The 25,870-nt window shown below is 66.8% G+C and carries 24 protein-coding genes; 12 read left to right on the top strand and 12 right to left on the bottom strand.

Translation table 11 applies throughout. The annotated features are described in order from the left end of the window. The 4 genes from LZC95_42885 to LZC95_42870 form a co-directional block, all read right to left on the bottom strand. Window positions 1–1,014, bottom strand: coding sequence for a site-specific DNA-methyltransferase (locus LZC95_42885; GenBank protein ID WXA93187.1), 1,014 nt, complete (start codon window positions 1,012–1,014; stop codon window positions 1–3). A gap of 64 nt (window positions 1,015–1,078) precedes the next feature. Further along, window positions 1,079–1,495, bottom strand: coding sequence for a hypothetical protein (locus tag LZC95_42880; protein WXA93186.1), 417 nt, complete (start codon window positions 1,493–1,495; stop codon window positions 1,079–1,081). Window positions 1,496–1,505: 10 nt separating this feature from the next. Next, window positions 1,506–1,913, bottom strand: a complete 408-nt coding sequence (locus LZC95_42875) for a DoxX family protein (protein WXA93185.1) — start codon at window positions 1,911–1,913, stop codon at window positions 1,506–1,508. Next, complete coding sequence (locus tag LZC95_42870) at window positions 1,910–2,527, bottom strand: LysE family translocator (protein ID WXA93184.1); 618 nt, start codon at window positions 2,525–2,527, stop codon at window positions 1,910–1,912. The genes LZC95_42875 and LZC95_42870 overlap by 4 nt, the downstream gene beginning before the upstream one ends. A gap of 56 nt (window positions 2,528–2,583) precedes the next feature. On the opposite strand from LZC95_42870, the gene LZC95_42865 reads away from it, so the two are divergent. The 7 genes from LZC95_42865 to LZC95_42835 are packed head-to-tail and all read left to right on the top strand — an operon-like array spanning window position 2,584 to window position 9,476. Next, window positions 2,584–3,507 carry a LysR substrate-binding domain-containing protein gene (locus LZC95_42865; protein WXA93183.1) on the top strand — a complete coding sequence of 308 codons (924 nt, stop codon included), beginning with the start codon at window positions 2,584–2,586 and terminating at the stop codon, window positions 3,505–3,507. A 7-nt stretch (window positions 3,508–3,514) separates the two neighbouring features. After that, window positions 3,515–4,075 (top strand): MarR family transcriptional regulator, encoded by a 561-nt coding sequence (locus LZC95_42860; protein WXA93182.1) that lies wholly within the window; start codon window positions 3,515–3,517, stop codon window positions 4,073–4,075. Window positions 4,076–4,109: 34 nt separating this feature from the next. Then, on the top strand, window positions 4,110–5,525 hold the full coding sequence (locus tag LZC95_42855) for a serine/threonine protein kinase (GenBank protein WXA93181.1): 1,416 nt from the start codon (window positions 4,110–4,112) through the stop codon (window positions 5,523–5,525). Window position 5,526: 1 nt separating this feature from the next. Then, window positions 5,527–6,489: a hypothetical protein gene (locus LZC95_42850; protein WXA93180.1), complete on the top strand. Its 963-nt coding sequence runs from the start codon at window positions 5,527–5,529 to the stop codon at window positions 6,487–6,489. Beyond that, window positions 6,489–7,229 (top strand): hypothetical protein, encoded by a 741-nt coding sequence (locus LZC95_42845; GenBank protein ID WXA93179.1) that lies wholly within the window; start codon window positions 6,489–6,491, stop codon window positions 7,227–7,229. Before LZC95_42850 ends, LZC95_42845 begins: the two co-directional genes overlap by 1 nt. A gap of 32 nt (window positions 7,230–7,261) precedes the next feature. After that, window positions 7,262–8,605 (top strand): serine/threonine protein kinase, encoded by a 1,344-nt coding sequence (locus tag LZC95_42840; protein ID WXA93178.1) that lies wholly within the window; start codon window positions 7,262–7,264, stop codon window positions 8,603–8,605. Between the two features lie 16 nt (window positions 8,606–8,621). Beyond that, window positions 8,622–9,476 carry a hypothetical protein gene (locus LZC95_42835; protein WXA93177.1) on the top strand — a complete coding sequence of 285 codons (855 nt, stop codon included), beginning with the start codon at window positions 8,622–8,624 and terminating at the stop codon, window positions 9,474–9,476. Here the strand turns inward: LZC95_42835 and LZC95_42830 are convergent. Next, a complete protein-coding gene (locus LZC95_42830; protein ID WXA93176.1) occupies window positions 9,473–10,822 on the bottom strand; it encodes a sigma 54-interacting transcriptional regulator in 1,350 nt (449 codons plus the stop codon). The two genes, LZC95_42835 and LZC95_42830, sit on opposite strands and share 4 nt — an antisense overlap. A gap of 105 nt (window positions 10,823–10,927) precedes the next feature. On the opposite strand from LZC95_42830, the gene LZC95_42825 reads away from it, so the two are divergent. Continuing rightward, complete coding sequence (locus tag LZC95_42825) at window positions 10,928–11,860, top strand: hypothetical protein (GenBank protein ID WXA93175.1); 933 nt, start codon at window positions 10,928–10,930, stop codon at window positions 11,858–11,860. A 103-nt stretch (window positions 11,861–11,963) separates the two neighbouring features. Here LZC95_42825 and LZC95_42820 read toward each other — a convergent pair whose 3' ends face one another. Genes LZC95_42820 through rnr form a run of 4 tightly spaced genes read right to left on the bottom strand, consistent with a single transcriptional unit; the run spans window position 11,964 to window position 16,762 of the window. Next, entirely contained in the window at window positions 11,964–12,935 is a 972-nt protein-coding gene (locus LZC95_42820; GenBank protein ID WXA93174.1) for a DnaJ domain-containing protein, read from the bottom strand. A 23-nt stretch (window positions 12,936–12,958) separates the two neighbouring features. Beyond that, entirely contained in the window at window positions 12,959–13,429 is a 471-nt protein-coding gene (locus LZC95_42815; protein WXA93173.1) for a hypothetical protein, read from the bottom strand. A gap of 24 nt (window positions 13,430–13,453) precedes the next feature. Beyond that, on the bottom strand, window positions 13,454–14,317 hold the full coding sequence (locus tag LZC95_42810; protein WXA93172.1) for a hypothetical protein: 864 nt from the start codon (window positions 14,315–14,317) through the stop codon (window positions 13,454–13,456). A 45-nt stretch (window positions 14,318–14,362) separates the two neighbouring features. Then, window positions 14,363–16,762: a ribonuclease R gene (gene rnr / locus LZC95_42805; GenBank protein ID WXA93171.1), complete on the bottom strand. Its 2,400-nt coding sequence runs from the start codon at window positions 16,760–16,762 to the stop codon at window positions 14,363–14,365. An 89-nt stretch (window positions 16,763–16,851) separates the two neighbouring features. On the opposite strand from rnr, the gene LZC95_42800 reads away from it, so the two are divergent. The 4 genes from LZC95_42800 (at window position 16,852) to LZC95_42785 (ending at window position 20,524) form a co-directional block, all read left to right on the top strand. After that, window positions 16,852–17,877, top strand: a complete 1,026-nt coding sequence (locus LZC95_42800) for a thioredoxin domain-containing protein (GenBank protein ID WXA93170.1) — start codon at window positions 16,852–16,854, stop codon at window positions 17,875–17,877. 321 nt (window positions 17,878–18,198) lie between these two features. Further along, on the top strand, window positions 18,199–18,807 hold the full coding sequence (locus tag LZC95_42795) for a penicillin-binding protein activator LpoB (GenBank protein ID WXA93169.1): 609 nt from the start codon (window positions 18,199–18,201) through the stop codon (window positions 18,805–18,807). Continuing rightward, complete coding sequence (locus tag LZC95_42790; protein ID WXA93168.1) at window positions 18,804–20,141, top strand: hypothetical protein; 1,338 nt, start codon at window positions 18,804–18,806, stop codon at window positions 20,139–20,141. Before LZC95_42795 ends, LZC95_42790 begins: the two co-directional genes overlap by 4 nt. 41 nt (window positions 20,142–20,182) lie before the next feature. After that, window positions 20,183–20,524 carry a hypothetical protein gene (locus tag LZC95_42785; GenBank protein WXA93167.1) on the top strand — a complete coding sequence of 114 codons (342 nt, stop codon included), beginning with the start codon at window positions 20,183–20,185 and terminating at the stop codon, window positions 20,522–20,524. A 615-nt stretch (window positions 20,525–21,139) separates the two neighbouring features. Here LZC95_42785 and LZC95_42780 read toward each other — a convergent pair. From LZC95_42780 to LZC95_42770, 3 genes are read right to left on the bottom strand one after another with little or no spacing between them, the layout of a single operon-like run. Then, on the bottom strand, window positions 21,140–22,093 hold the full coding sequence (locus LZC95_42780) for a cyclic nucleotide-binding domain-containing protein (protein ID WXA93166.1): 954 nt from the start codon (window positions 22,091–22,093) through the stop codon (window positions 21,140–21,142). After that, window positions 22,080–24,965, bottom strand: coding sequence for an MFS transporter (locus LZC95_42775; protein WXA93165.1), 2,886 nt, complete (start codon window positions 24,963–24,965; stop codon window positions 22,080–22,082). Before LZC95_42775 ends, LZC95_42780 begins: the two co-directional genes overlap by 14 nt. 2 nt (window positions 24,966–24,967) lie before the next feature. Further along, window positions 24,968–25,867, bottom strand: a complete 900-nt coding sequence (locus LZC95_42770) for a phosphatase PAP2 family protein (protein WXA93164.1) — start codon at window positions 25,865–25,867, stop codon at window positions 24,968–24,970. Window positions 25,868–25,870: the final 3 nt, after the last annotated feature.

Below are 25,870 nucleotides of genomic sequence, written 5' to 3'. Positions count from 1 at the left end.
TTACCGCGAGGGAGAGGGAACCGCGCTACCGTACGCGGGGACGCTCGGCGTCTCAAGCGCCGAAAGCCTCCTCGTCGCCGTTGCAATGGCCACCTCGCTCGCGTCGATGCCCACGAACCTCCGCCCCAGTCGAGCCGCGACCGACAGCGTCGTACCGCTCCCAGCGTACGGGTCGAGCACCAAGTCTCCGGGATCGCTCAAGGATTGAAGCAAGCGCTCCAGCAACGCTTCGGGTTTTTGCGAGGGATAGCCCGTCCGTTCCCGCGCGACAGGTGCAATGACACCGATGTCCCAAACGTCGCCCATCGGCACCCCGGCCGTGGCCTCACGCGTCGTCGACGATCGCGCCCGTCTACCGCTCTCCGCGTACACCGCCCGCTGTTTGTTGACCCCCCACGTCGCCAAAGTCGACGCTGCGAGCGGCTCGTACAGCGTATTCCACCGCGGCGCATGGCGCGCATCCTTGCGGTAGCGCAGGAGCACGTCGTGTACGCGCTGAAAGTTGGGTGTCTTCGACGGCCAGCGCCGGTACCTCCACACGATTTCGCTGGCGAAGCAGTCGTCGCCAAAGATCTCGTCGCAGAGCACCTTTACATAATGGCTGGTCTTCGGATCGACGTGGATGACCACCGAGCCGTGCGGCAACAACAACTCGCGCACGGCCACGAGCCGCTCCCCGAGCGCCTCCAGGTACGCCGCCCTATCGGTCCAGCGGTCATCGAACGCCGGCAACTCCGTCGTTTCGTCGAGGGTCTTGCCCTTCTTTTTCGCATGATGGACGCGGTTGGTCAGAAACGGCGGATCGAGGTACGCCAGCGTCACCGACTCGCCATACTTCGCCGCCAACGCCCTCAGGGTCGCCAGGTTGTCTCCATAGAGGAGCTCCCCCGACCCATCATACGTGCAATATGCAACCTTTGGCTCGGGCATGGCCTTGGACAATCCAGGCTTTTCCGCACCAAAGATCCGTTCCTTCCCCCGCCAACCTAGTGTGACCTCACGGGCCTCTCTCACGATGAGGTAAGTGTGGGTCACAATCCTACATTGGGCCAAGAAATGCGCTGGCCCTGGGCGTCCCTTACCGCGAGAGGCAGCCCACCGTGGGGCAGTTGGTGGAGAATCCGCGGCCGTCGTCGTCGCAGGGGGCGAAGGTTTCGCCGCGGAAGGGCATGCCCTTGCACTTCGGGTCGGCCTTGCAGCTCTTGGCGTCCTTGTGTTTCCCACAGGGATCGCCGGCGGGGCTCGGGCACCAGTCGTCCATTTTGACGCCGCAGTTCGCGGATGGCTTGGACTGGGCCGTGGTCGTGGGGGCGGGGGCTGCCGGTGCGGACGACGCGGGCGCGGCCGAGGCTGCCGGCGGGGGAGGGGGAGGGATGGCGATGGAATCCGACGCCGCTGGGGACGATGGATTCGAGGAGTCGCCCGGACGCGAGCAGTGCGCCAAGGCGAGGGCCGTGAAGGTGAGGGCAAGAAAGACGGAGCGCGATCGGTGCATGGCCGCAACGTTATACGGCGGGGGCCCCGGTGCGAATGCGATATTTGCCCGGCCCAAGAATGCACAACGATACGAATGCGATCGCGTCCTCCACCGGTTGTGACCACGCGATGAAGTCGTCGTGTCGCAATACCAACTTCGATGTGGCGACCAACATCGTGAAGGTGAGCAACACGCACGCGGGCCGCGTAAACCAACCGAGCAGCAAAAGCAGCCCGCCGCCGAACTCCGAGAGACCGGCCATCAAGCCCCAAAAAGCCGGGGCGAACGTGATGCCCAGGCCGGCCATCGCCGCGCCGAATCGCGCCCACGTCTCGGGGCCGCCCAGCAACTTCGGCCCTCCATGAAAAAGGAACATCGTACCGAGTCCGAGGCGGAGCACGAGTGCGGCGACATCGGGCGTGAAAAACGATTTCATCGTGCCTTCACCGGTGCAATGGCCAACAGCGCGGCCGCGCCCATCATGATGGCCCCACCGGCGCGCTCGGAGCGCTGCTGAAAGCTCGTGCGGCGGAGCAGCGGTGCCATGATGTGGGCGGCAAAGGTCACGGTACCGGTCATGGCCAGCTCCAGCCCAATGAAGGTCGCGGCCATGACGCCAAACTGCGGAAGCACCGGCCGCGAGCCATCGACGAACTGCGGAAGCACGGCGCCGTAGAACAAGAGCGCCTTCGGGTTCGACAGCGCAATGAAGACGCCGCGCGCGAAGGGCGCACGTTCGCGCACGGCCGCGGGTGCCGTGCCCGCGCTCTTCGACCGAATCGCGCGCAGTCCAAGCCAGAAGAGGTACGCGGCACCTGCCCATTTCATGATTTGCAAACCATGCGGGAGCGCGGCCAGAAGGCCCGAGAGGCCGGCAATGGACGCGGCCATCAAGAGCAACGCACCGAACGCGTTGCCGAGGACCACGGGCACGGTGGGCTTGCCGCCGCGTGCGAGGGCATGACCGAGAATCGTCAGCATGGCCGGTCCTGGCGTGAGGACTGCCGCCAGAGACACGGTGAAGAACAGGAGCCACGTCGTATGAGCCATGCCATGCAAGGTGGAGCCTTCGCACCAGCGCCACCAGCGCGTTATCCTCCGAGCCTGTGAGCAAAATTCACAGGTCCTCCGCCGCGCCGGCGATGCAGCTGCCCCCGTTGAATGCCGTGCGCGCATTCGAAGCCGCCGCGCGGCTCGGATCGACGGTAGCCGCGGCCTCGGAGCTAGGGGTTACCCACGGCGCGGTGAGCAAGCAAATCGCGCAGCTCGAAGGGTGGCTCGAGGTGCCGCTCTTCGATCGAACCGGCGTTCGCCTCACCCCCACGGGGGCGGGGGCGCAGTACGCGGCGGCGCTCGGGGAAGCTTTCGAGACCATCGCCGTTGCGACCCGCGGGGTCACGCAGGCGGCCCGGCGTGCGGCCACGGTGCGGGTGACCACCACGACGGCGTTTGCCGCATCGTGGCTCCTGCCGCGCCTTCCCGAGTTCCAGGCGCTCCACCCCGAGGCGGAGGTGTGGGTCTCCGAGAAAAAGGGCCTCGTTTCGCTCGGCGCCGAGGGGACGGCCGATGTGGCGCTTCGCATGGGACGGGGGCCTTGGCCCGGCGTGCATGCCGAGCCGCTCATGCCCGATCATCTGGCACCGGTCTGCGCGCCCGCGATGAAGGCTCGTTTGCGTCGCCCGGCGGATCTGGCGCGCGTCACGCTCTTGCACGATGCGGATCCGCGCGCCGCATGGCATCTCTGGTTCGAGGCGGCGGGCCTCGGGCGCCCGGCCTGGGGCGAACGCGGACTGCACCTGGCGGACGGAGCGTTGCTCTTGCAGGCCGCCGTGGCGGGCCAAGGCGTGGCGCTCGCCTACGCGAAGCTTGCCGAGCCTTTCCTGCGCGATGGACGCCTGGTGACACCGTTCGAACCGACCGTGCCGTTGGGGCCTACGTACTGGCTGGTCTCGCCGCTTCGGGGCACACCGACCACGCGCGCCGCGCGGGCCTTCGCAGCATGGGTCCGTGCGCAGGCCCATCGTCTATAGTTCGGGCGTGCAAAGTCGACCTTCGCGTCCGCCCATCGCCTTTTTGCTCACGCAGGTCGGCTCGCACGCCGCGGGCAAGTTCGCCGAACGCCTCGCGCCGCTCGATCTCGCGCCGCCGCACGCGGGGATCCTTCGCGCCATCGCGGTCAATGCCGGTATGAGCCAGCAGGCCCTGAGCGGCTACTTGCACATCCTCCCGAGCAGGCTCGTGACCTTGGTCGACGAGCTCCAAGAGCGCGGACTCATCGAACGCCGCGACAGCCCCGAAGATCGCCGCGTCTATGCTCTGCACCTCACCCCGAAGGGGCAGACCGCCCTCGAAGCGATCGCGCGCATCGGTCGCGAGCACGAGTCCGCCGTGTGCGCCCCGCTCACCGACGACGAACGCGAGCAGCTTGGCGCACTTCTTCTCAAAATCGCCGAGGCCGAGGGGCTCGTGCCCGGGGTGCACCCTGGATTCGGCCGCATGGGGCCTCCCCGAGGCAATCCCCGAGACCACCAAGGAGGCGCCAGCGAACTGAGCCGTGACAGCGGAAAATTGCGTCGAGCTCCACGGCGTGGCAAATAGCAACTCGGCTTTTCGCATCCTTTTGTCATCGGCAATGGCCACTCCCGACGAACATCTCATCGGACCGGGGCATGTATTGCTCGGGAAATATCGGGTCGAGCGCGTGCTTGGGCATGGCGGGATGGGCCTCGTCGTCTCGGCGAGGCACCTGACGCTCGAGGATCGGGTGGCGATCAAGCTGCTGCTGCCGAAGCACGCGGAAAATAGCGACCTCGTCCAACGATTCCTGCGGGAAGCCCGGGCGGCCGTGCGCATCCGCAGCCAGCACGTGGCCCGGGTGACCGACGTCGGCACCCTCGACTATGGCGGCCCCTACATGGTCATGGAGTACCTCGACGGGAGCGATCTCGCCGTGGTGCTCGAGCAAAACGGGCCGATGCCGATTCATCTCGCGGTCGACTTCGTGCTGCAAGCCCTCGAGGCCCTCGCCGAGGCGCACTCGCTCGGCATCGTTCACCGCGACGTGAAGCCGGGCAACCTGTTTCTCACGCGCCACGCCGATGGAGCACCGTGCGTCAAGGTGCTCGACTTCGGCATCTCCAAGGTGCTCCAGGCGGACGATCAAAGCCTCACCCGCGCCGGTGGCATGCTGGGCTCACCGCTCTACATGGCGCCCGAGCAGCTGGAATCGGCGCGCGACGTCGATGCGCGTGCCGACGTGTACTCGATGGGCGTGGTGCTCTTCGAGCTGCTCACGCAGCAGAGGCCCTTCAATGCGGGCGATCTGCCGCGCCTTCTCTACAAGGTGCTCAATGAAGAGCGCCCGCCGGCGCGCAGTGTGCGGGCGGACATTCCGCCGGCGCTCGACCAAGTGATCCTCACGGCGATGGCGCGCGACCGCGGGCACCGGTATCCATCGGTCGCGGAGTTCGCGTTGGCGCTGTTGCCCTTCGGTTCGAACCAGGCGCGTGCCTCGGTCGAGCGCATCTGCGGCGTGCTCGGTGTGTCGGCCGCGCAACCGGCGTACATCACCAGCGCGCAACCTGGTCCGCCGCGCACCCATCATGTGTCGACCATCAGCGCGGCCATCACGCCGGTGGCCGCGGCCCGTACGAGCACGCAGACCATGGCGGAGCCCGCGAAGGCCCGCTCGCGAGGTCCGTTGGCAGCCGTCATTGGCGCGGGGGCGGGCCTGGTGCTCGGCAGCTTGCTGCTCATTGGGCTGGTGAGTCGTGCGCACCGCCCCGAGGCGCCGTCGTCAGGAGCGGCGGCCCCGCCCAAGGTCGAAGAACCTGCGCCGCCGCCGTCAGGAGCGGCCCCCGAGCCGGCGAAATCCGCGAGCGAGCCGGCTGCTGCCGCCGCGGTGCCGAGTGCGAGTGCATCGGCCGCCGCCGCGTCGGACGATGCGGCCAAGGATGCAAAAAAGAAAACGAGTACCTCGTCGGGGCGATCCGCCAAGCCGGGGGGCTCGAGCTCCAAACCGGACCCCTTCAAACGCGACATCTTCTAAAATGAACTTACGCTCCAAGCTTGCGACTGCGACGCTCGTCGCGGTGTGTGCACTGCCCGGCGTCGCGCACGCCGAGGACAAAGCCGGCGCCGCCGCGTTGTTTGCGGAAGCCGGAAAACTGGTGGACGCAGGGCAGCCCGCCCGCGCGTGCCCCAAATATGAGGAGAGCCTGCGCCTCTTCGAGAGCATCAACACGCGCTACTTCCTCGCCGACTGCTACGAGCGCATCGGGCGCAACGCGTCGGCGTGGGCGCTTTACCTCGAGGTCGCCGCCAAGGCGAGCGATGACCCCGCGAAGGTGGAACGGGCGCGCGAACGCGCTGCCTTGGTGGCCCCCAAGGTTTCGCACCTCACCGTCGCCGTCGACACGAAGCAGCAAACCGAGGGGCTCGCGATCAAACGCGATGGTGCGCAGCTCGGGCCGGGGCAGTGGGGCACGGCCATGCCGGTCGACCCTGGCGCGCACGTCGTAGAGGCCTCCGCGCCAGGCAAAAAGCCGTGGAGCGCGGAGATCCAGGTCGCTCCCAATGGCGCCAAGGCGCGCATCGCCGTTCCGCCGCTGGAGGATGCTCCAGCGCCGATTGCAGGTACGATACCGGTGGCATCACCGGACAATGCGCCGGCGCCGCAGGACGCCTCGACCGGCAATGGTCAGCGCACCCTGGGCCTCATCGTCGGCGGCACGGGCATCGCGGCCATGGGGACGGGCGTCGTGCTCGCGTTCATGGCCAAGTCGAAGTACGACGACGCCTCGCCGTACTGCAACGGCGACCGCTGCTTGCAAGAGGGCGTCGATCTTCGTGACAGCGCCGTCTCCCGCGCCACGATCGCCACCGTGGTCTTTGGCGTCGGTCTCGCGGCCACGGTGGGCGGTGGCCTGTTATGGTTCACCGCACCGCGGGCGAAAAAGCAAACGTCCATCGGTGTGACGCCGAACGGTTTCGTCCTGCGAGGTACGTTCTGATGCGCCGCTTTCTTGCAGGTTTCCTCTTGGTGCCGTTCGCCGTGGGTTGTGGCCTCGTGTTCGGCATCTCGTCGGGAGAGTACGATCCGGATCCATTTGGCGACGGTGGCCGCCCCGATGTGGTGACGGACTCCAATCCTCCAGCTGACGCACCGCCCGAGAATTGCGTTCCGGGACTCATCGACGATTTGGAAGACGACAATCTGGCCATTCCGCGGTGCGAGGGACGTCAGGGCGTCTGGGTGGGGTTCAGCGTAGACATTCCCGGAGGAGCGCAGAAGTTTGTCGTGGAAGCACCGGGATCGCCGGTAAGCAGCAAGTTCGCGGCGCACACCTCGGGCCACGGCCTCGACGGCAAGGTCGGCATGCGCTTTACATTGAACCAGCCTCCAGGCGCCGACCGTGGCACTTACGACATGAGCAAGTACAAGGGGATTAAGTTCCGCGCCAAGGCAGGAGCGGCCGTCCGCGTGTACATGAACCTCCGCGACAAGAACCGCGACCCCGACGGTAAGGTCTGTGATTCGAAGGGCACGTGCAACGATCTGTTTGGCGAGGGCTGCGATCTCACGACCGAATGGAAGGAATGCTCGATACCGTTCTCCGAGCTCGAACCAGACAGGGACGCAGGTAGCACGGAGACGGTGGACCTCGCGCATGTCTATGGGATCGACTTCCACGTTCTCCCCAAGAAAGCCGACTTCGATTTCTGGATCGACGACGTCGCCTTTCTTCCCTGACCCATCGAGGTATCCTGGTCCGTACGTAGGGAATGCAGCAGCCTCTCACCCTCGGCCGGTACACGCTTTTTCGCGAGCTTGCCGCAGGTGGCATGGCCACGGTCTACCTGGGGCGCGTTCGCGGCGCCGTGGGGTTCGGCCGCACGGTGGCCATCAAAAGGCTGCACCCGCACCTGGCGCGCGATCCGGAGTTGGTCTCGCGCTTCGTCGATGAAGCGCGGCTCGTTGCGCGGGTGCACCATCCCAACGTGGTGCCCACGCTCGACGTCGTCGCCCAGGACGGCGAGATCTTCCTAGTCCTCGAGTACGTGAAGGGTGAATCGCTCGCGGGGCTGCTCCGTGCATCGGTGCTCGCGGGGACGACCATCCCGGTGGGCGTCGCGCTCTCCGTCCTCGCTGGTGCATTGAACGGCTTGCACGCAGCGCACGAAGCGCGCGACGAAAAGGGCGAGCCGCTTCACATCGTGCACCGCGACGTCTCCCCGCAGAACGTGCTCGTGGGCGCCGACGGCATTGCGCGCGTGCTCGACTTCGGCGTGGCCAAGGCCCAAGGCCGGCTGTTCGGAACGACGCGCGATGGGCACCTGAAAGGCAAAGTGCCGTACATGGCCCCCGAGCAAATCTCGGGCGCGGCGACGCAGCAGACGGATGTCTACGCCGCGGGCGTGGTGCTCTGGGAGACGCTGGCCTGTCGCGGGCTCTTTCGCCACGAGAACGAGCTGCAGCTGCTGCAGGCCATCATGACCGAACAGGTCGCGCCGCCGAGTCGATTCAATCCGAGCGTGCCGCCCGAGGTGGATCGCATCACCATGAAAGCGCTCGCGCGCGATCCTGCGCAGCGGTACGCGAATGCGCACGCCATGGCGGAGGACATCGACGCCTCGGGGCTCGTCGCATCGTCGATGCGCGTGGCCGAGTGGGTTCGCTCCATCGCGGGCCCTGCCCTGGCTGCGCGCACGGAGCTGGTCGCGCAAGTGGAGGGCACGGAGCACTCGGTCACATTGAAGTCGCCCCGCGGTTCATCGCCGCCGGCCCGGCCTTTTTCGTGGCGGCGCTTGGGCGCAGGTGCGCTCGTCGTGGCGGCGGGCGTCGGTGCGTTGGTCGCATTTCGTTCGGCGCCGGAGCGTGCTCCGGTCGTCGCCGCGAGTCCGACCCCGACGCAAGCCGCACCGCCCCCCACGGTGATGCCTCTCGAGACGCCGCCGCCGGAGCTTGCGAGCGATGCCGCCGCGCCATCGCGGGCGCTCTCCGCATCGAAGCCGCGAAAGCCGAAACCTCCAGAGCCGCCCGCGCCGTCGAAGCTCGATGCCGTGCCGGATGCATCGCCGACGCAGCCTCGTGTTCCCGCGGGCTTGGCGACCAGCCGGCACGAGTAGTGCTTAGCAGCCCGCCATGAAGCGATTTTGGATCTTCCTGGCGATGGGCCTCGCAGGCGTAGGGTGCGCGGCTTCGGCGGACGACGACGCCTCGGCGACCTCCGTCGCGCAAGCCCTCGAACCGGGCGTCAATGGTGAGGCGTGTCTCTACAGCCCTTACAACTGCAAACTGCGCCCCGAGGGCGGCAACCGCGTGCTCACCAACGATGGCAGCGATTCCTGGGGCGTCACGCCCGGGCAAGCCATTCGCGACGGCCATGGCAATGTGCTCAATACATCGACGAACACGACGATGAAGTTCAACTACGGCCAGGTGCGCACCTTCGTGGGCGAAGCGCACGCGTTTGCCATGTCCACCTCGAACGGCAGCGCAGGCTGGGTGCCCATGTCGAGCATCCTCGGCCGAACCAGCTTCGAGCAAAAGGTGGGGCACGTCTCGGCCAAGAGCGAAGGCCTCGCGCGCATGGGTTGCTACGAGGTGAAAAACGCCAGCGATCCCAATCTTGAGCCGAAAAAGGTCGTCTACGACTCCACCTCGAGCAACGAGGCCGCCGGCGACTACTTGCCGAAGCTGCGCGCGAACGGCCGGCGCTCGGTGAACCTCGCCTTCAACTGCCCCGGCTCGGGCCTTGGCGCACCCGCCGTGGACCATTACCCCGCGGGCACGAAATTCCAGCGCGTGGACGTTCCCACCGATTCGGGCGCGCCCTCCATCGACGTTCCCCTCTGGGTGCAAGATGCGTCGGGTCGCTACCGCCAACAAGACGGCACGATGAAGTTCATCTACGGATACGTGATCAGCGCCACGGGCACGAAACGTGTGGGCTGGATGGCCTACGACGCCCTTCAAGTCTCCAGCGGCTGTCCCTAGCCGAAATAACGCGCCCGCAAGATTTGGAAATAGCGCCGCGCGATGCCCGAGGCGGCGGCCGCGCGAACGACGTTGCCGTCGTGGCGGGCGAGCACGCGCTCCACGTATTGCCGTTCGAACTCGCTCACCACGCGCTCGCGGGCGCGGGTGAGCGGCAGTTCGCAGGCCAGCACTTCCTCGATGATGTTGCCCGCGCGCGGTGCGGGCGGTGGCTCGGTGATGCCGGAGCCCGTCACGGTGGTTTCGCCCAGCGCGAGGGCGCGCGCCACGGCGTTGTGCAGCTCGCGCACGTTGCCCGGCCAGCGGTAGTCCTCGAGGCGCTGGATCAAGTCGCGTGGCATGGGTACGCGGCCGCCGCCGAGCGTCTGCCAGAAATGGCACGCGAGCAGCCCCACGTCGCCCGTGCGATCGCGGAGCGGCGGCAGCTCGAGCCGGCCCACGGCCAGCCGGAAAAACAAGTCATCGCGGAATCGCCCGGCCTGCACCTCGCGGTCGAGATCGCGCCTCGTGGCCGCGATGATGCGCACGTCCACGCGGATCCATTGGTTCGACCCGACGCGTTGCACCTCGCTGCGCTCGAGCGCGCGCAGCAATTTGGGCTGCAGCGATAGATCCAGCTCCCCGAGCTCGTCGATGAAGAGCGTCCCCCCGTGGGCCTCCTCGAAGACGCCCTTGCGCGGCGCCACCGCACCGGTGAACGAACCGCGCTCGTGGCCGAACAGCGTCGATTCGACGAGGGTAGGGGGCACCGCGGTGCAGTCGAACACGACGAAGGGCGCGCGTGCCCGCGGGCTAGCCTCGTGAAGGGCCTCGGCCAGCACCTCTTTGCCGGTGCCGGTCTCGCCTTCGATGAGCACGGGCAGCTCGCTCTCGGCGAACCGCTTGCAGAGCGGATAAAGCCGCCGCATCGCCGGGCTCGCGCCCAGCATGCGCCCAAAGCGCACGTCGCCGGCGAGGGGCACCGACTTCGGCTCGCCGCGCTCCAGTGCCAAGGTGGTTTCCGCCAGGCGAATGCGATCGCCGTCGTTGGCGTACGCCTCGCGGATGGCCACGCCGTTGATGCTCGTGCCGTTGGTCGAGTCCAGATCCGTGACGCGCAGACCCTTGGCGTCCATCTCGAACGCCGCATGCCGCCGCGACACCATGGGCCCTTCCAGCTGGAAGTCGCACGCGGGCCCCTTTCCCGCGAGCCATCGCCGGCCCGGCGTGCCGCCGAACGCGAAGCGCGTTCCAGCCTGCGGACCGTCGAGCACCCGCAGTGCGTAGTTTTCCTCGACCGCCGTCGGCTCATTCTGGGACGAGCGCGTCGTGGCGATATCCCACCAATCGGAACCCATCGGTAGCATGACTGTACCTCGCCAACGCGCCTTGGGCACGATCTCGTAGATCGCACCAGGCGATCCACGAGATCGCATGACGACGCCGCAAAGATGGTAGCGTTTGCGCCGCCGATGCAGGTTCATCGCCTCCTTGCCGTTTCGGTGGCCGCTTGCTCGTTGCTTCTGCCCGCAGCGGTGTTTGCGCAGCAGGCAAGCCAAGCGGGCGTCGAGCAAGAGGCCGATCGGCTCTTCAACGAGGGCAACCGGCTCATGGCCAGCGGCGCGTACCGCGAAGCGTGCCCCAAGTTGGAACGCAGCCAAGAGCTCGATCCGGGCGTGGGCACGCAGTTCAATCTCGCCAACTGCTACGAGATGACCGAGCGCCTCGCGCGTGCGCTCTCGCTCTTTCGCGAGGTGGAGCGCATTGCGCGCGCCGCCGGCAAGACGGAGCGCGCCGAGGCCGCGCATCAACGCGCCGCCTCCCTCACCGCGCGCACGCCGCAGCTGCGGTTCATCTCCCGCGAACCGCTCGAGTGGACCCTCGACGGCGAACGGCTTCGCAGCATCACCGAGCCCGTGTTCGTCGATCCGGGCGCGCACCACGTCGTCGCATCGGCCCCGGCCAAGCGCCCGTGGTCGTCCACGGTGAACGTCACCAAAGAGATGCGCCTCGTCGACGTCGCCGCGCCGCCTCTCGCCTCGGAGGCTGCACCTGCGTCGCCAATGCCAACGTCGTCATCGTGGCCCGCGCAACGCACGATCGCGCTCGTGGTCGCGGGCGCAGGCTTCGTTGGACTCGGCGTGGGCGCGTACTTCGGCCTTTCGTCGCGCGCCGATCACGACGAGGCCGAGGGCCTATGCCCGAACCGCGACGCGTGCAGCTCACGCGACGGCGTCTCCAAATGGAACGACGCCACGTCGAAGGGCACCGCCTCGACCATCGCCTTCGCCGCCGGCGGAGCGCTCCTCGTCGCCGGCGGCATTCTCTGGTTCACCGCACCCGTACGCGTCGTTCCCAACGTCACCCCGACCCACGCCGGCCTCGTCGTCGCGGGCTCGCTCTAGCGAACCAACGAAAAACTCCAATCTTTGGGGTTCATCGTCGGTTCCTCTGGCGATCCTGGCGCCTCTCTTTTGGCGGTCCTGGCGGCTTCTTCTTCTCTTCCCGCTAGAAGCGCAACTCTTCGCGCGGGTCGCTGGGGTCCTTTTCGGCGAGCTGGTCGATCAGGGCGGCGGTCTCGGGCGAGCGGTCCTGCGGGATGCGCACCAGGAAGTGCACATAGAGATCGCCCGGGGTGCGACCCTTGCGGGTGACGCCCTTGCCGCGGGCGCGCACCACGTTGCCGCTTTGTGTTCCCTCGGGAACGCGCAGCGACACGAAGCCGTCCGGCGTGGGGACGCGAACCTTGGCGCCCTGGTAGGCCTCCTTCAAGGTGATGGGCACGTTCACGTGAAGGTCGTCCCCCTCGCGCTTGAAGAAGGGGTGCTCCTTGACGTGCACCACCAGCACGAGATCGCCCGGTGGGCCGCCGTTGGGCGAATGGCCACCCTGCCCGGGAATGCGCACGCGGCTGCCCTCGTCGGCGCCCGGCGGAATGCGCACGGTGACGGATTTTCCATCGTCGGTGCGCAAATCCATCGTGGCGCCATTGACGGCGGAGGCAAAGTCGATGGTCACCTCGCTCTCGAGGTCCTGCCCTTTCATCGGGCCGCGCTGGCGGCGTGCTCGGCCAAAGAGATCGCCGAAGACGTCGCCCACGCCGGCGGCGTTGTTGCCGCCCATCCCACCGAAGAGATCCTCGATGCGCACGCCTTCTGCGTTGGTCCACACACCGCCGTGCCCGCCGCCACCGCCGCGGGCACCTTGCTGCGAGGCCCATTGCTTGTAGGCGCGCACCCGGTTCGGATCGAACCCTTCGCGAAGGCCTTCTTCGCCGAACTCGTCGTAGAGCTTACGCTTCGAGTCGTCGGACAGGACGTTGTACGCGTTGTTCACCGCTTTGAAGCGCGCCTCGACCTGCTTGTTCCCGGGGTTTTTGTCCGGGTGCAGTTTCTGCGCGAGCTTGCGGTAGGCTTTTTTTATCGTCTCCGTGTCGGCGCCTTTGGGGACGCCCAGCACGGTATAGAGGTCGTCAGCCATGATGGCGTCGCCAAAATAAGACGTCACCCGCCATCACGCCACCTTGGAAGATCGGTCACCTCCGGAAGCTCAGGCTCGATGCGCCATACGCCTCCTTCTCGCGCACATCGCACGGTGGCGCGCTCCACCGCCGGGTCGGCGCCCACGATGTCCACCTTCGCCTCGTCGCCGCTTGCGCCCACGACGCTCATCGTCTTGGGGCGGAACTTCAGCCCGAAGCGGCCCTCGGCCAGCATCTCGTGCGGCTCGAAGCGCCGGCCCTGGATCCGGCTGGCGCGCTCGGCCCGCACCTCCAGGTTGCGCCGCGTGGCGGGCCCCAAAAGCGCGTACGCCTCCCGAGCCGCCCGCGGATCGGCCGTCGAGGTCTCCATCTTTTCGAGCCAGAGTCGCACGACCCCATCGGGCGTCGAATCCGGCGGCGAGCGCGAACACCCCGCCAGCGCGGCCAACGCGAGGGCCACTACGAAAACTCGGGCCCGCTGGGACCATGGCATGGCCGGCATGCTAGCGCATGCGGCTCATTTTCGCTGCAGCTCCACGTGGATGCGCGCGTAATAGATCGCCGAAAAGCTCTCGAAGCCCGAATGGGATCCGACCGTGAGCCAGAACTCCCCGGCCTCGTTGGAGCGGACCCGGATCGGACTCGAGGGCTTGCCCAGATTCAGATGGAACGGGATGCGGCCTTGCGGGCATTTCGGCTCGCCGGCTTGCGGCCTCTCCGTGTAACAGACGCCGTTCACCGCGACGTCGGTTCCCATTTGCGGTGACATGTCGACGTCTTTGAAGCGCACGTGGTTGCCGGCATAGGCGTACGTCGTGGGATCCTTCGTCGTCGCGCGCGCCTTGACCTGCAGATTGGGCGAGCCACCGACCCCGACCGCATCGGTGGGGGCAGCGCCCGCGAGGTCCACGGTGACGAGCACGTCGTAGTCGGTGTTGGGCTGCACGCCCTCGGCCGCACCGAGCTTGCGCACGAGGTGCATATCCATGTCGTCGGAGTGGTTGTTCCCTTGAACCAGAAAGCCTCTGCCCTCGAGCCCGTCCGGCATGGGGTAGATGCCCGAGTTCATGAGCCAGTGCGACGTCTCCTCGGGGTACTCGTTGAAGTTGCGCGTCAGCGGCGCCACGGGCCCGAGTGTGCCACTTGCCTTGTGCGACTGGTACGCCTCGAAAATGGACACGGGCACGTCCCGCATCACGGGGACGAAGCCGTGATCGTTTCCGCTGCGAAAGTCGAAATCGAGGATGCCGTTGCCGTTCCCGCCATCCGGCGGGGGCTTGGTTCCATCGTTCCCGTCGTCCGATGAGCCACATGCGCATGCCATGGCGATCATGGCGCAGGGACCCATCGCACGCGTCCCACGGAGAAATCGTTCGAGCATGCGCCCCATCTTGGGAATGCCTCGCAAGGTGCATGCCATTCGGGCTTAGCGCCGGGCCTTTTTGCCCTTCTTTTTGACGATTTTCTTCGTCTTCACTTTCGCCCGCTTGGTAGGAGGAGCCGCCTTCTTCGACTTCGCCGGCTTGCCCTTGCGCAAGGTCCTCTTCTCGGGCTTCTCCTGCCGGCGCTCGGCGCGCTTCCCGCCCTTCCCGTTGGCGCTCTTGGTGCTCTTCGCGCCCTTCTCGGTGCGACGCCGCGCCTTTCTCGTCTCGACGAGGTCCGACTCGCGGAACAAGCGCCGGCCATAGACCGCGCGGCGCACCAGCGACACGTCGATGACCTCCACGCCCATGCGATCGCCGAGTTGAACGGCGTCGCCGGATTCGGAGATGGCGCGCAGGCCGTCGTCGTCGAGCTCGTACGTCCCGCCGCCGAGGTCCTCGAAGCGCACAAGCACGTCCACGAAGGGCTCGTCCAGGTTCACGAACACGCCCGAACCAACGATCGCGGTCACGTTGCCTTCGAAGTGCTGGCCCACGCGGTCGCGCATGAACACGGCGCGGTAGAGATCGGCCACCTCGCGCTCGATGTCCATCGCGCGCCGTTCCGCCGTCGACGAGCGGATGGCCGCCTCGGCGAGCTCCTTTTCGCCGAGCGAGCGCCCTTTGCCCAAGAGCACCGCGTGCACCGCGCGGTGCACGATCAAGTCGGGGTAGCGGCGGATGGGTGAGGTGAAATGCAGGTACGCCTTCGACGCGAGGCCGAAGTGCCCGACGTTGACGATGTCGTACGTCGCCTGCTTCATCGAGCGAAGCAGCAGCATGTTCAGCACGCGCGCTTCATCGAGCTCGCTGAACGACTTCACCAAGGTGCTGAGCTGCTTCGGATCCTCGGCGATCTCCAGATCGAACTCGATGCCCAGCTGCTCGCAAAGTCGCGCGAACCGGTCGAGCTTCTCCGGATCCGGCGCCGCGTGCACGCGAAACACGGTGGGTAGCTCCTGCTGCACGAACCATCGCGCCACCGTTTCGTTGGCCAGGAGCATCAGCTCCTCGATGAGCTGGTAGGCGCGTTTGACGCCCGCATCCTCCGCGCGGCGCATCACATCGAGCGGCTCGCCCTCGTCGCCGAGGACGATCTTCGCCTCCGGCAGATCGAAGTCGACGGCGCCGCGCTTCAAACGCTGCGTGCGCAGCTTGCGCGATAGCTCGTAGGCCACGCGCAAGCCGTCGACCATCTCCTCCGCCTTGGGATCGCGCGGCGGGTTGTCGGTCAACCCGAGCGCGCGGGCCACGCCGCCGTACGTCAGCTTGGCCGCGCTGCGCATGAAGCCGCGGATCAAGCGCGACTTCTTCACGCGGCCCGCGCCATCCAGTTCGATCTCGGCGCAGAGGCAAAGACGAATCACGTCGGGCAGCAGCGAACACAGATTCGACGACAGCGGCCGCGGAAGCATGGGGATGGCGCGGTCGGGCAGGTAGATGCTGCACCCGCGCCCGAGCGCCTCCGCATCGACCTTCGTGCCGGGGCGCACGTACGAGCTCACGTCGGCGATGGCGATCCACGCGCGGTAGCCGTCTCCGCGCTCCAGGCGCTCGACCCACACCGCGTCGTCGTGGTCGCGCGCATCTTCGGGATCGATCGTGGGCAGCGGGATGTGCGTCAGGTCTTCGCGGCCTTCGAGCATCTCCGCGGGGACCTCGATGCCGTAAGCCTCGGCCTCGGCGAACGCCTCGGGCGAGTGCACCTCCTCGACTTGCTCGCGCACCAGGACCTTGGCTACCTCGACCGAGATCTCGCCCGGCTTGCCCAGCACCGCCTCGAGGCGTCCCTCGGGGTTCTCGTCGGGCATCTCGGGGTAGCGCGCGATGGTGACCACCGCCGCGTCGCCATCCTTGCCGCTGTTTCCCTCGCCGGCGACCTGGTCGATGTTGCGCGGCAACACGATGGGGCCGCGGATGCGCGTATCGTCCGGCTCGAGCCATGCGCTCTTGCCGCGGCGGCGCAACGTGCCCGCGACCCGCTTGATGTGCCGCTCGAGGACCTCGAGCACGGAGCCCTCGGCGCCTTTGGCGCTGCGCCCGACGATGGCGATCTTCACCTTGTCACCGTGCATGGCGCCGCCGAGCGACGGATGCGGGATGAACACGTCGTCGTTCAGCGCCCCCGCGCTGCTGACGAAGCCGAACCCGCGCGGTGCGATGGTGATGAAGCCCTCGCGCTCCTCGCCTCGGACGGATTGGCTGGCGTTCGACAGCTTGAATTTGTGCCCGTCGCGCGCGGTCAGGATGCCCTGGTAGACGAGATCGTCCAAAAGGCGGAGGAAACCAGGGTAGCTGACGTCGTCGACGCCCAACCGGGTGGCGATCTCGCGCGCATGAACCGGGCGAGCCTCCTGCGAGAGGGTGTCGAGGACTTGATTGCGACTGGGAAGATTACGCAGCATGAAGGGTTACAGCCTTACGGGTTCACTCGGCGCCGTGCAACGGCTGATGGTACCCTTTTGCCCGCGTGTTTCGCGCGGAGTCCGCCATCATGCGAAAAACCTCGTCCCTCGCCTACGTTCTGCTCCTTGTGCTCCCGGTGCTCGTCGGCTTGACCGTCAGCGCCCTTCTTTTGGTCGATTACCTGCGTCCGGCGCCGCTGTTCTGCGAGTCCGGCGGCGGGTGCGACCGCATCCGGCAGACGGATTATTCGTCGTTTCTCGGCGTGCCGTTGCCCGCGTTCGGCTTGCTCGGGTACCTGGCCCTGGGCGCGCTCACCTTCTTTTTGCGCGGCCCCGTCGCCCGTCGCGTGGAGGTGGGCCTGGCCGGCCTTTCCGGCTTGATCGGCGCGGCGTTGCTCTTGCTGCAAGTTAAGCTGGCGACGTTTTGCCCGTATTGCACCATCGTCGACACGTGTTCGCTCCTCGTCTTCGCGGGTTCGCTCCTCCGCCTACGCCACGAGTCGGACCCGCCGGCGACCCTGGTGCCGCGCCTGTTGGGCGGTGCTGCGATGGCGGGCGCCGTCGCGGTGCCCTTCCTCATCGGGCGCTCCGTCTCCACGGTGCCTCCGGTCATCGCCGCCGAAATCGACAAGACGCCGGAGGGGAAGGTCACCGTCGTGGACTTCGTCGACTTCGAGTGCCCCTTTTGCCGGATCACGCACGAGGCTTTCGGTCCGATCCTGGCGTCGCATGCTTCGCAGATCCGCCTGGTTCGCAAGCAGGTTCCGCTCACGCGCATCCATCCCAACGCGCTCGACGCGGCGCGTGCCGCCTGTTGTGGCGAACAGCTCGGCAAAGGCGAGGAGATGGCCAACGCGCTCTTCCAGACCGAGGATCTCACGCCCGCCGGCTGCGAGAAGCTCGCCCTGTCGCTGGGGCTCGATTTGGGGGCCTACCGCTCGTGCATCGGAGACCCCAAGGTCGACGAGCGCATTCAAAAGGAGACTGCGGAGTTTCGCGCCTCCAAATCCCGCGGACTGCCCACCATCTTCATCGGCGAGCACAAGCTCGAAGGCATGCAAGGCGCGGCCGAACTCGAGTCGACCATGGCCCGCGCCATCGCCGACCAGTCCTGATCCCTGTGGATTCCCGATTACGCCCGTTGCGAGACCGCCCGTTCTCCCGCGGCACCTCCAAGAGAATTTACAGGGAGGGGGGGAGGCGGGGAGGGAAACGACGCGAATCCCACCGCGTGCCTAGGCTTTTTGGGGTTTTCAGTTGGCTTCGTGAGCCAACTGAAAAACAAAAAAACTCCCCGCCTCCCCGCCTCCCTGTTCAAATCTCTCGGAGGGCTCCGCGGGTGGGACCGGTTTTCGCATTGGTCGCGCGTAGCTACGCTTGAACTTTCACCCCGGCGTCTATTTTCTACCCGTGGAATTGTGTTACCGAGGACAAACATGATGAGCATTCGTTCCGTGATGGCTGGCCTGGCTTCCGTTGTTGCCCTGGGAGCGTTCACCCCGGCCTGCGGTGGCAAAGAGTACGTTCGCGATTCGCACGATCCGAGCATCGACAACGCGGCCATGAGCACCGGGCTCGACAAAGACGACATCCAGCGGATGCTCTCGGAAAATCTGAACAACCTGCGCAACGCGCCCATCATGGACCTCTGGCGCACTCATCGTGGCGCCGACACCGTGGCGGTCTTCCCGTTTCAGAACGAGACGAGCGAACACATCGAGTCGCAACTCACCACGATCCTGAGCGAGGCCGAGACCTGGCTGGTCGACTCCGGCGTCGTCACGATGATTTCACGCGAGCGTCAAAATCAGATGATCGCGGAGGTGGAAGGCCACCGAAATGCGGTCTTCAACCCGGCGCACGTGGCGCAGTACGGGCGCCAGCTCGGGGCCAAGTACTTCGTCACCGGCAAAGTCTCCACCTCGGACGAGCGCACGGACGATGCGCGCCGCGTGCAGTACTTCTTTTACATGCAGGTCATCGAGGTCGAAACGAGCGCCATCCGATGGCAGCACAAGGCTTACATTACCAAGATGGTGAAGTGAGACGTCTTTCTCTAGTTGCTCTGGCAACCATCGCTGGACTCGTCGGGTGTGGAGGGCACGAGGCGCGCACGCTGAAGATGCGCACCGCGCTCGACGAGGGGCAGCCGAAGGCCGCCATTTCGTCCATCAACGACGAAATCGACGTCAAGTCGGACAAGGACCTGCCGGCCGACATCCAAGGCGACAACGCGCTCTTGGTGTTGGATCGCGCAAGCATTCAGCAGTCGCTCGCGCAGTTCCCCAACAGCCAGCGCGACTTCGAGGCGGCCGACAAAGCCATCGACCTGCTCGATCTGTCGCGCAATGCGAGCGACACCATCGGGCAATACATCTTTTCCGACTCGGCGGGGCGCTACAAGGCACCGCCGTACGAGAAGCTGCTCATCAACACGCTCAACATGATCAACTACCTCGAGCGGGGTGACTTGAGCGGGGCGCGCGTCGAGTCGCGCCGGTTGAGCGTGATGCAGCGTTACGTGGTCGACAACCTCGGGCAGAAGGACAACCCGGTCATCGGCCTGGGCGGCTTTCTGGCGGGGCTCACGTACGAAAAGAGCGGCCAGCCGGACGAAGCGCTTCGTTTTTACGACGATGCTCTGGCCTTCCAGGGTTTCAGCTCGTTGCGGACGCCGACGCGAACGTTGATGCAGAGTGCATCGTACAAGAGCCCGCGCCTGAATACGCTCGCGGCGGAGGCCCCGAGTAGGCCGGTCGAGCAAACGGGCGAGGCGGAGATCATCCTGGTCGTCGGCTACGGCCGCGTGCCGCACAAGATCGCCAACCGCATCCCCATCGGGTTGGCGCTCACGTACTTCTCCAGCGCGATCAATCCGCACGATCTCGAAGCGGCGAACAAGCTCGCGGTGGAGGGCGCGGCCATCTGGATCAATTACCCCACCTTGGCGCCGGGCCAGGGTGGCTACGCGATCCCCGTGGCCTCCGTCGATGGTCGCTCCGTGGGGCTGGAAGAAGCCGTCGACGTCGAGAAGCAAGTCCGCGCCGAGTGGCACAGCATCGAGGGCCGAGTCGCGGCGAGCGCCATCACGCGCGCCCTCGCCCGCGTCGGCGTGGGCGAGGGCGTAAAGACCGTCGCCGGGCGCGACAGCACGGTGGGCTTCATCGCCGCCATCGGCAGCATGATCGCGCTGACCGCCGCCGACACACCCGACACGCGCAGCTGGGAAACGCTGCCCGCCCGCGTCGCCGTGACGCGCGTGCGCGTTCCCGCGGGCAAACACACCGTTCGCCTCGATGCTCGCGGCGTCTCCCGCACCGCCGAGGTCAATCTGGAAAAAGGCGGCTGGTCCGTCGTGTCGCTCATGGCGCTGCGTTGACGTAAAGCGGAGCGGCGGCCAATCATGCTAAAGCTCCGCAGGTGCTCCTCCGCCGCCTCGTCCCCTGCGCACTCCTCTCGCTAACCCTCGCCACGGCCATGGCCTGCCGCGTGAGCGCGCCGCAAGGCCGGGCCGAGTCCGACTGCGTCGAGGAGTGCAAGGTGAAGGCGAAGTCCCGTTGCAACGAGGACGCGTGCATCCGCGGCTGCCGCTTCGTCCTGGACCGCCTCATCGAGCACGAGGGCTCCAAGGTCATCGCGTGCGTCGCCACCGGCCCCAAAGACCGCTGCAACGACGAAGCTTGGGCCACCTGCGCCGTCCACATCGGCCCCCACGCCGACGGCGGCCCGCCCGCGCCCGCGCCGCCCAAAGAGGACGAGTAGCTCTCGGTAAGACTTGCGCCATCTTTGGTGCGCGCTCCCGCAAAGCGAGCCGCATAATCGCAATGCGATCCACACGACAGCCTTGCCCACGACCACAGCGCGTCGAGACGCTCGACGCAGAGGCAACCTCGCGCGGTCACTCCCTCCCGAGAGGGAGTCGGAGGAGAGCATTAGGGTCACGCACAGGAGTATATGAATGTCATAATGGTCAGTAGGACGAAGCCAACAGGCTGGCCGGCAAGATCCTCTTCGAGGCGGTTTGTTTCGCTTGTGGTCGCGACACTGCTTGTCGCGACTACTTCTCGAGGCTTTGCACAAGGCGCTTGGGAGCGGGTGTGCCTCGTCCCGTGCGATATGTCGTTGTCCACTGATTTCCACTATCGCGTGAGTGGCGATAGCATCCGCTCCTCGAAGGATTTCATGCTCCAGGGGTCTGGCGGGGCGCGCGAAGAAGTTCGAGTAGATGGCGCTTCGACGGGCTTTTTCGTCCTCGGCGTCGTGGGCTTGGGGGTGGCGTTCGAAGATCACTCCCGGCTCTCCCTCTCAGTTCCCGTGATGGTCGGTCGGTTCTGAGAACAGAGCCGCATCTTGTCGCGACGTCGCGACCGTGCCCCGTTACTTCATCAAAATATCGCCATGCTCGTCGGCCATGCGCTCCATGATGCGGAGGCGGTCGCCGGCCAAGGATCCCAATGAGGCAAGCACGATGTCGAAGTGCTCTTCGGCGAGGTCGAACCAGTCTTCGACCTTGATCGTCAGAGCGCGCACGCGGGTGACGGCGCGGGCTTCCCAGGCGGGTTCGACGACGCAGGCCGCACCGGTTACGGCGGTGCCGGGGCCGAAGGAGCGCTCGATTTCCGGGTTCTTCCGGGTGGCGAGAACGTCGCCTTCGAGCGTGTAAAAGATGCGATCGCGCTGCGCGCCGCTCTCCAGGATGATCTGCCCCGGGGCGAAGATCACCTCGTCGGCGATGGCCGCGAGATCGGCCAGGGTCTGCACGCCCGCTCCGCGCAGGCGGGGCGCGTCCATCAGCACGGCGAGGCGCTCCACCAGGCTGAGTCGTCCTGGTGGAAGCGGAAAGGACAGAGCCTCCATCGGCGGCTCGAGCCACGAAAGCGGCACGGTCTCTTCGAGCTGCGCCACGTTGCGCGACATGTTGATGAAGGCCATGCGCGCGATGGGGAAGCTATCCTCGAGCAGATCGATCCACGCCTCCGCGCGGATGCGCATCACGTGAAAATCCGAGAGCGCGATCGCGGTGCGCGTGCGCGGCTTGTCGAGCAGCACGTCGAAGCTGCCGAGCACCCAGCGCCCCTCGTAAATCCACGAGCCGCTTCCCGGGCGCGACATGCGGATACGCCCATTGCGGATGAAATACAGATAATCCGGCGGATCGCCCTCGTAGAAGAGCGCCTGCCCCGCGTGCAGATCTTCCTCCTCCAACTGCGCGGTCAGCCGATCGGTGACCCAATTCTGGTTCCAGCCGCCGCCGCTCTCGGCACGCCCGCCGCCGAAGGCGGCCATGAACAATTCGCGCGAAAGCCGCGATTGTGCGCTATCCGCTGCCATGCACGCGCTCCTTCTGCGTCAGCGAATCGTCGAACACGCGTGCGGCCATCACTTCGAGGCCCGGGCGTTCACGACGCGCATCGCGCACCGCCAGGTAGAGCGGCGTGTCCCCCACCTCCAGCGCGAACAGCGCGGCCAACGTCGCCACCGTGAGATCGCTGTCGTTGACCAGTGCCGTCAGCGCCTCGTTGCGCGTGCGCGGCGTCACGAAGTGCACCAGCGGTGCCGCCCGCGTCACCCGCTCCTCCATCGACAGATCGTCGGCCACCAGGCGAAGCAACCGGCGAAGCGGCTGCTGGTCCACGCGGCGAAGCAAAACATCGAGGAACTCGGCGGCGTTGGCGCGCGCATGCTTGTCGTCGGAAATGCATGCAATGTGCACGCGGTGGATGTCTTCATTGATGTGCGCCACCTTCAGCAGGCGAAACGCGCGCTCGAGCGACTGCCGCAGCTTGTCGTCCAGCAGCCCCACGAGCAGCCGCTGCGTCGCACTTTGTCGGGACAGCTGCGGTGACGACGGCGGCGGCTGCGTCGACGCGAGATCGGACGGCGGCCGCTCGAGACGCACGCGCAACCGCAAAATGCGGAAGTATTCCACCAGGTTCGCGTGGGCGAGCCGCTCCACCCGAACGCGGTCGACGCGAATCGGATGGTCCGACACGATGCGCCCCAGCGCACGGATCGACTTGTAGCGCACCAGGCCATCGTGCTCGGTCTCGATGTTCTCCAGCAGGTACTCGGCCGCCTTGCGCGTGCCGAAACGGGAAATCGTGTTCGGCAGATGCATGCGCAAATTGCGCGGTCGCTTGCGGTCGCCGAGCACCGCCCACACTTGATCGAGAACCGGCTCGCCCAGCTCCACGAGCGCATCGCGAATGGCCTCGCGTCCGTCGCGCCGGGTCAAGTTGGCAATCAATTGCGGAATCATGCTCGTGGCCTGCTGCCGCGCCGAGGCGCGCGCGAGGAGCTCGGTCCACTCCGCGGAGGGGCCAGGCCGCTCGGCGAGCAAATGCAAAAGCGCCAACAGCCGCTGCGATGGCGTCGCATCGGCGATGGCCGCGAGCAATCCGAGACGCGCCGCATCGCCGGCCTCGCCGGTCTGCTCGACCAAGCGTGCGATGCGCGGGTTCTTCACCAGATCCGCGCCGGCGTCCTTGATGTTCACCCCGGCCTTCGGCTTGGCCCGCGCCGCCGGCGAGAGATCGCGCAGCGCCAGGTGCAGCGCCGCGTATCCCTGCAAGCGCGAGCCGGCGTCGCTCACCAGCTGCTCGACGTCGAGCTGATTGTGCAGCGCCAGCGCGCGCGCCGCTGCGATGCGCAGGGGCTCGCTCGGGTGGGAAAGCAGCCGCTTCGCGCGCACGTACCAATCGGTGCGGGTGGATGCGCCGAACATCTCCAGCGCGCGCATCAGCACCAGCTCGTCCTCGTGCAGCAGAATCAACGTGGACACGAGCCGCTCGCGCCCGCGCCGCGCCAGCACGCGCATGGCGCCCACCACCTGCGCCGAGTCATCGCTCGACAGGTGCGTCACCAGTGCCTCGGCGCTCTCCAAATCGATGGGATCCGGCGTGCCCGGCGCGCCCATCGAGCCGGTGGAAACGGCGCGCCGCAAGAGGCCGAGGTACGGCTGCCGCATCGAGATGGCGGTGGCGAGCCACGCAAACGCGAGCACCACCACCACCGCGGCGAACAGGCGCGGCGTGAGGAAGCTGGCCCCGCCCAGCGCGAGCAAAAACGCGCTCGTCACACCCTGCGCGATGCGCGCCAGCGCCCCGTCGATGAACGGCTTCGCACGCTCACGCGCCGCCGACGGCACTGGCAGGTAAATCAGCTCCGTGGTGATGCGGTGCACGGAGTTGCGCAAGCTCCCATCCACGCCCTTGAGCAGCTCCACCGCAAGTGCGGCGCCGCCCACGACCAGCGTGCCCGTCGCCCCGAGCAGCAGCAGGAAGGGCGTGAGCGCGATGGCTGCCGCCACGCCGAAACGGCGCACCAGGGCATTGCCGATCAAGAGCTGCACGACCAGCGAAAACACGTTCAGCACCGCGTAGTACCGGGCGACGAATGGGCCCACCTCGGCGCTCGGAATGGTGCGCGCGACGGTCCACTTGAAGAAATAGTCGAGCGCCAGCAACGTCGCCGTGGAGAGCACCACCACCAGCGCCACGCGCCAGAGGAACGGCTCCTTGCGAAACACCGCGCCGGCGTTGCTCGAGCCGTTCGAGCCGTTCGTCACCTCCCGCAACTTGCCCCGTCTTTGCGTGGGCGCGCTCGACCTCTCCGCCTTGGGCAAAAAGACGAGAAGGCCCGCCGTCGCGAGAAAGACGCCCGCCGACACGAGCAGCAGTGCCTTGATGCGGATGGCCATGATCGCGGCCGCCGCCGCGCCGGAGCCGAGCACACCGCCCACGATGCCGGCGGAGGCCACGGGCCCCACCAACCGCCGCGCCTGGGCTACCGTGAAGAGCGACCCGACCAGGGTCCAAAATTGCGGGACGAGCACGGACCCGATGAGCCCACTCGCGACGTAGGTCACGACGACGGTCGCGCGGCTCGTGTGGATCGAAAAGAGCGACACCACCGTGGCCGCGGCCGCGATGAGCATGCCGATGAGCGTGCGCCGCGGGCCGAAGCGTTCCCCCGCGCGCGTGCCGATGCTCGCCGCGGGCAAGGCGCAAATGGCCACCGCGATGTAGACGATGCCGAGCTCGCGCGGCGGAAGCCGCATCAAAAGCAGCGCATCGCGCGCGGTTTCCAGAATGGTGTGCGCCGTGATGAGGAGCAGGAGCGTGGCAAACGCGAGCGCGGCAAGACGTCCTTCACCCGAACGGATGTCGAACGCCCGCATGATCCACGCCCGCATGCTCCGCATCGTCAGAAGCTCCCCACCGCCATGACCCCGTAGCGATCGCCCCCCATGGGCACGAGCGAGAACTTTGCGCTGCCCAACTTGGTCTCGCCGACCGTGCCTCCGACGGCGTAGTGAAGCAAGGTCGGCACGCCGTAGCCGAAACCAAATCCGATTCCTGCACTCGTCAACACGTCTGTCACGTAGTGTCGATCGCCCGCGACGCGAAGGCTCGCCGTGGTCACGGCGAGGGACAAGCTGCCGACGCAGGCCATCGCATCGGCCACGCCGCCGCCCCAGAGCGGAAGCCGTCCGTGGTGCGCACAGGAAAGGCCCGCCGCGGTGAATGCACCGTTGGCATGGCCGCTGGGAAACGACGCGGTCGCTCCCGAGCTGCACAGCCGATCGCTCGTCGGATCGCGCTGGCACTCCTCGTAGGAGGGGCGCGCCCGCCCGACACCGGTGAAGAGCGTGTTCGTGAGGAGCGTACTGAACGCAAATGCCTCGAGGTTCATCAAGGTGAGCTGCATCGCGACTTTGTCGCTCTTCCTCAGCATCGGAATCAAAAGCGAATCGATGCCCAGGGTGAGTACCACCGTGCCCGCCGCGGTGAAATCACTCACGCGACGCGCCGTGTCACGGCCGTTCTGCGAGCCGATGCGGAAGGCATCGCGGGCGGCATCGTCGAACAGAATGCCGCCGGTCCAATGCGGCTGGCTCGGCGGCTTCATGAGAAAAAATATACTCGCAGCGGCCGCGCCCGCTAGACCGGTGGCGATGTACTCCGCCGGCCGGAACGTCGGCCAGGACGGATTCCAGGTGAGCGAAGGGGCCGTCGTGGGGTGTGCGTCGTCGGCACGCGCGTTGGTGGCGAGCATCAGCCACATGAAGACGAAGAGACTTACCCTGAACCAACCGTGCCGCATCCG

The sequence above is a fragment of the Sorangiineae bacterium MSr12523 genome (genome assembly GCA_037157775.1).
In the GTDB taxonomy this organism is placed as follows: domain Bacteria; phylum Myxococcota_A; class Polyangia; order Polyangiales; family Polyangiaceae; genus Pendulispora; species Pendulispora brunnea.
This window is presented reverse-complemented; position numbering and strand designations above follow the sequence as displayed.

What these genes read in the sequence shown, in the direction of transcription:
- LZC95_42880 (WXA93186.1), bottom strand. Translation starts at nt 1,495, where the DNA reads ATGCACCGATCGCGCTCCGTCTTTCTTGCCCTCACCTTCACGGCCCTC.
- LZC95_42875 (WXA93185.1), bottom strand. Translation starts at nt 1,913, where the DNA reads ATGAAATCGTTTTTCACGCCCGATGTCGCCGCACTCGTGCTCCGCCTC.
- LZC95_42870 (WXA93184.1), bottom strand. Translation starts at nt 2,527, where the DNA reads ATGGCTCATACGACGTGGCTCCTGTTCTTCACCGTGTCTCTGGCGGCA.
- LZC95_42855 (WXA93181.1), top strand. Translation starts at nt 4,110, where the DNA reads ATGGCCACTCCCGACGAACATCTCATCGGACCGGGGCATGTATTGCTC.
- LZC95_42850 (WXA93180.1), top strand. Translation starts at nt 5,527, where the DNA reads ATGAACTTACGCTCCAAGCTTGCGACTGCGACGCTCGTCGCGGTGTGT.
- LZC95_42845 (WXA93179.1), top strand. Translation starts at nt 6,489, where the DNA reads ATGCGCCGCTTTCTTGCAGGTTTCCTCTTGGTGCCGTTCGCCGTGGGT.
- LZC95_42840 (WXA93178.1), top strand. Translation starts at nt 7,262, where the DNA reads ATGCAGCAGCCTCTCACCCTCGGCCGGTACACGCTTTTTCGCGAGCTT.
- LZC95_42835 (WXA93177.1), top strand. Translation starts at nt 8,622, where the DNA reads ATGAAGCGATTTTGGATCTTCCTGGCGATGGGCCTCGCAGGCGTAGGG.
- LZC95_42830 (WXA93176.1), bottom strand. Translation starts at nt 10,822, where the DNA reads ATGCTACCGATGGGTTCCGATTGGTGGGATATCGCCACGACGCGCTCG.
- LZC95_42825 (WXA93175.1), top strand. Translation starts at nt 10,928, where the DNA reads ATGCAGGTTCATCGCCTCCTTGCCGTTTCGGTGGCCGCTTGCTCGTTG.
- LZC95_42820 (WXA93174.1), bottom strand. Translation starts at nt 12,935, where the DNA reads ATGGCTGACGACCTCTATACCGTGCTGGGCGTCCCCAAAGGCGCCGAC.
- LZC95_42815 (WXA93173.1), bottom strand. Translation starts at nt 13,429, where the DNA reads ATGCCATGGTCCCAGCGGGCCCGAGTTTTCGTAGTGGCCCTCGCGTTG.
- LZC95_42810 (WXA93172.1), bottom strand. Translation starts at nt 14,317, where the DNA reads ATGCTCGAACGATTTCTCCGTGGGACGCGTGCGATGGGTCCCTGCGCC.
- rnr (WXA93171.1), bottom strand. Translation starts at nt 16,762, where the DNA reads ATGCTGCGTAATCTTCCCAGTCGCAATCAAGTCCTCGACACCCTCTCG.
- LZC95_42800 (WXA93170.1), top strand. Translation starts at nt 16,852, where the DNA reads ATGCGAAAAACCTCGTCCCTCGCCTACGTTCTGCTCCTTGTGCTCCCG.
- LZC95_42795 (WXA93169.1), top strand. Translation starts at nt 18,199, where the DNA reads ATGATGAGCATTCGTTCCGTGATGGCTGGCCTGGCTTCCGTTGTTGCC.
- LZC95_42780 (WXA93166.1), bottom strand. Translation starts at nt 22,093, where the DNA reads ATGGCAGCGGATAGCGCACAATCGCGGCTTTCGCGCGAATTGTTCATG.
- LZC95_42775 (WXA93165.1), bottom strand. Translation starts at nt 24,965, where the DNA reads ATGCGGAGCATGCGGGCGTGGATCATGCGGGCGTTCGACATCCGTTCG.
- LZC95_42770 (WXA93164.1), bottom strand. Translation starts at nt 25,867, where the DNA reads ATGCGGCACGGTTGGTTCAGGGTAAGTCTCTTCGTCTTCATGTGGCTG.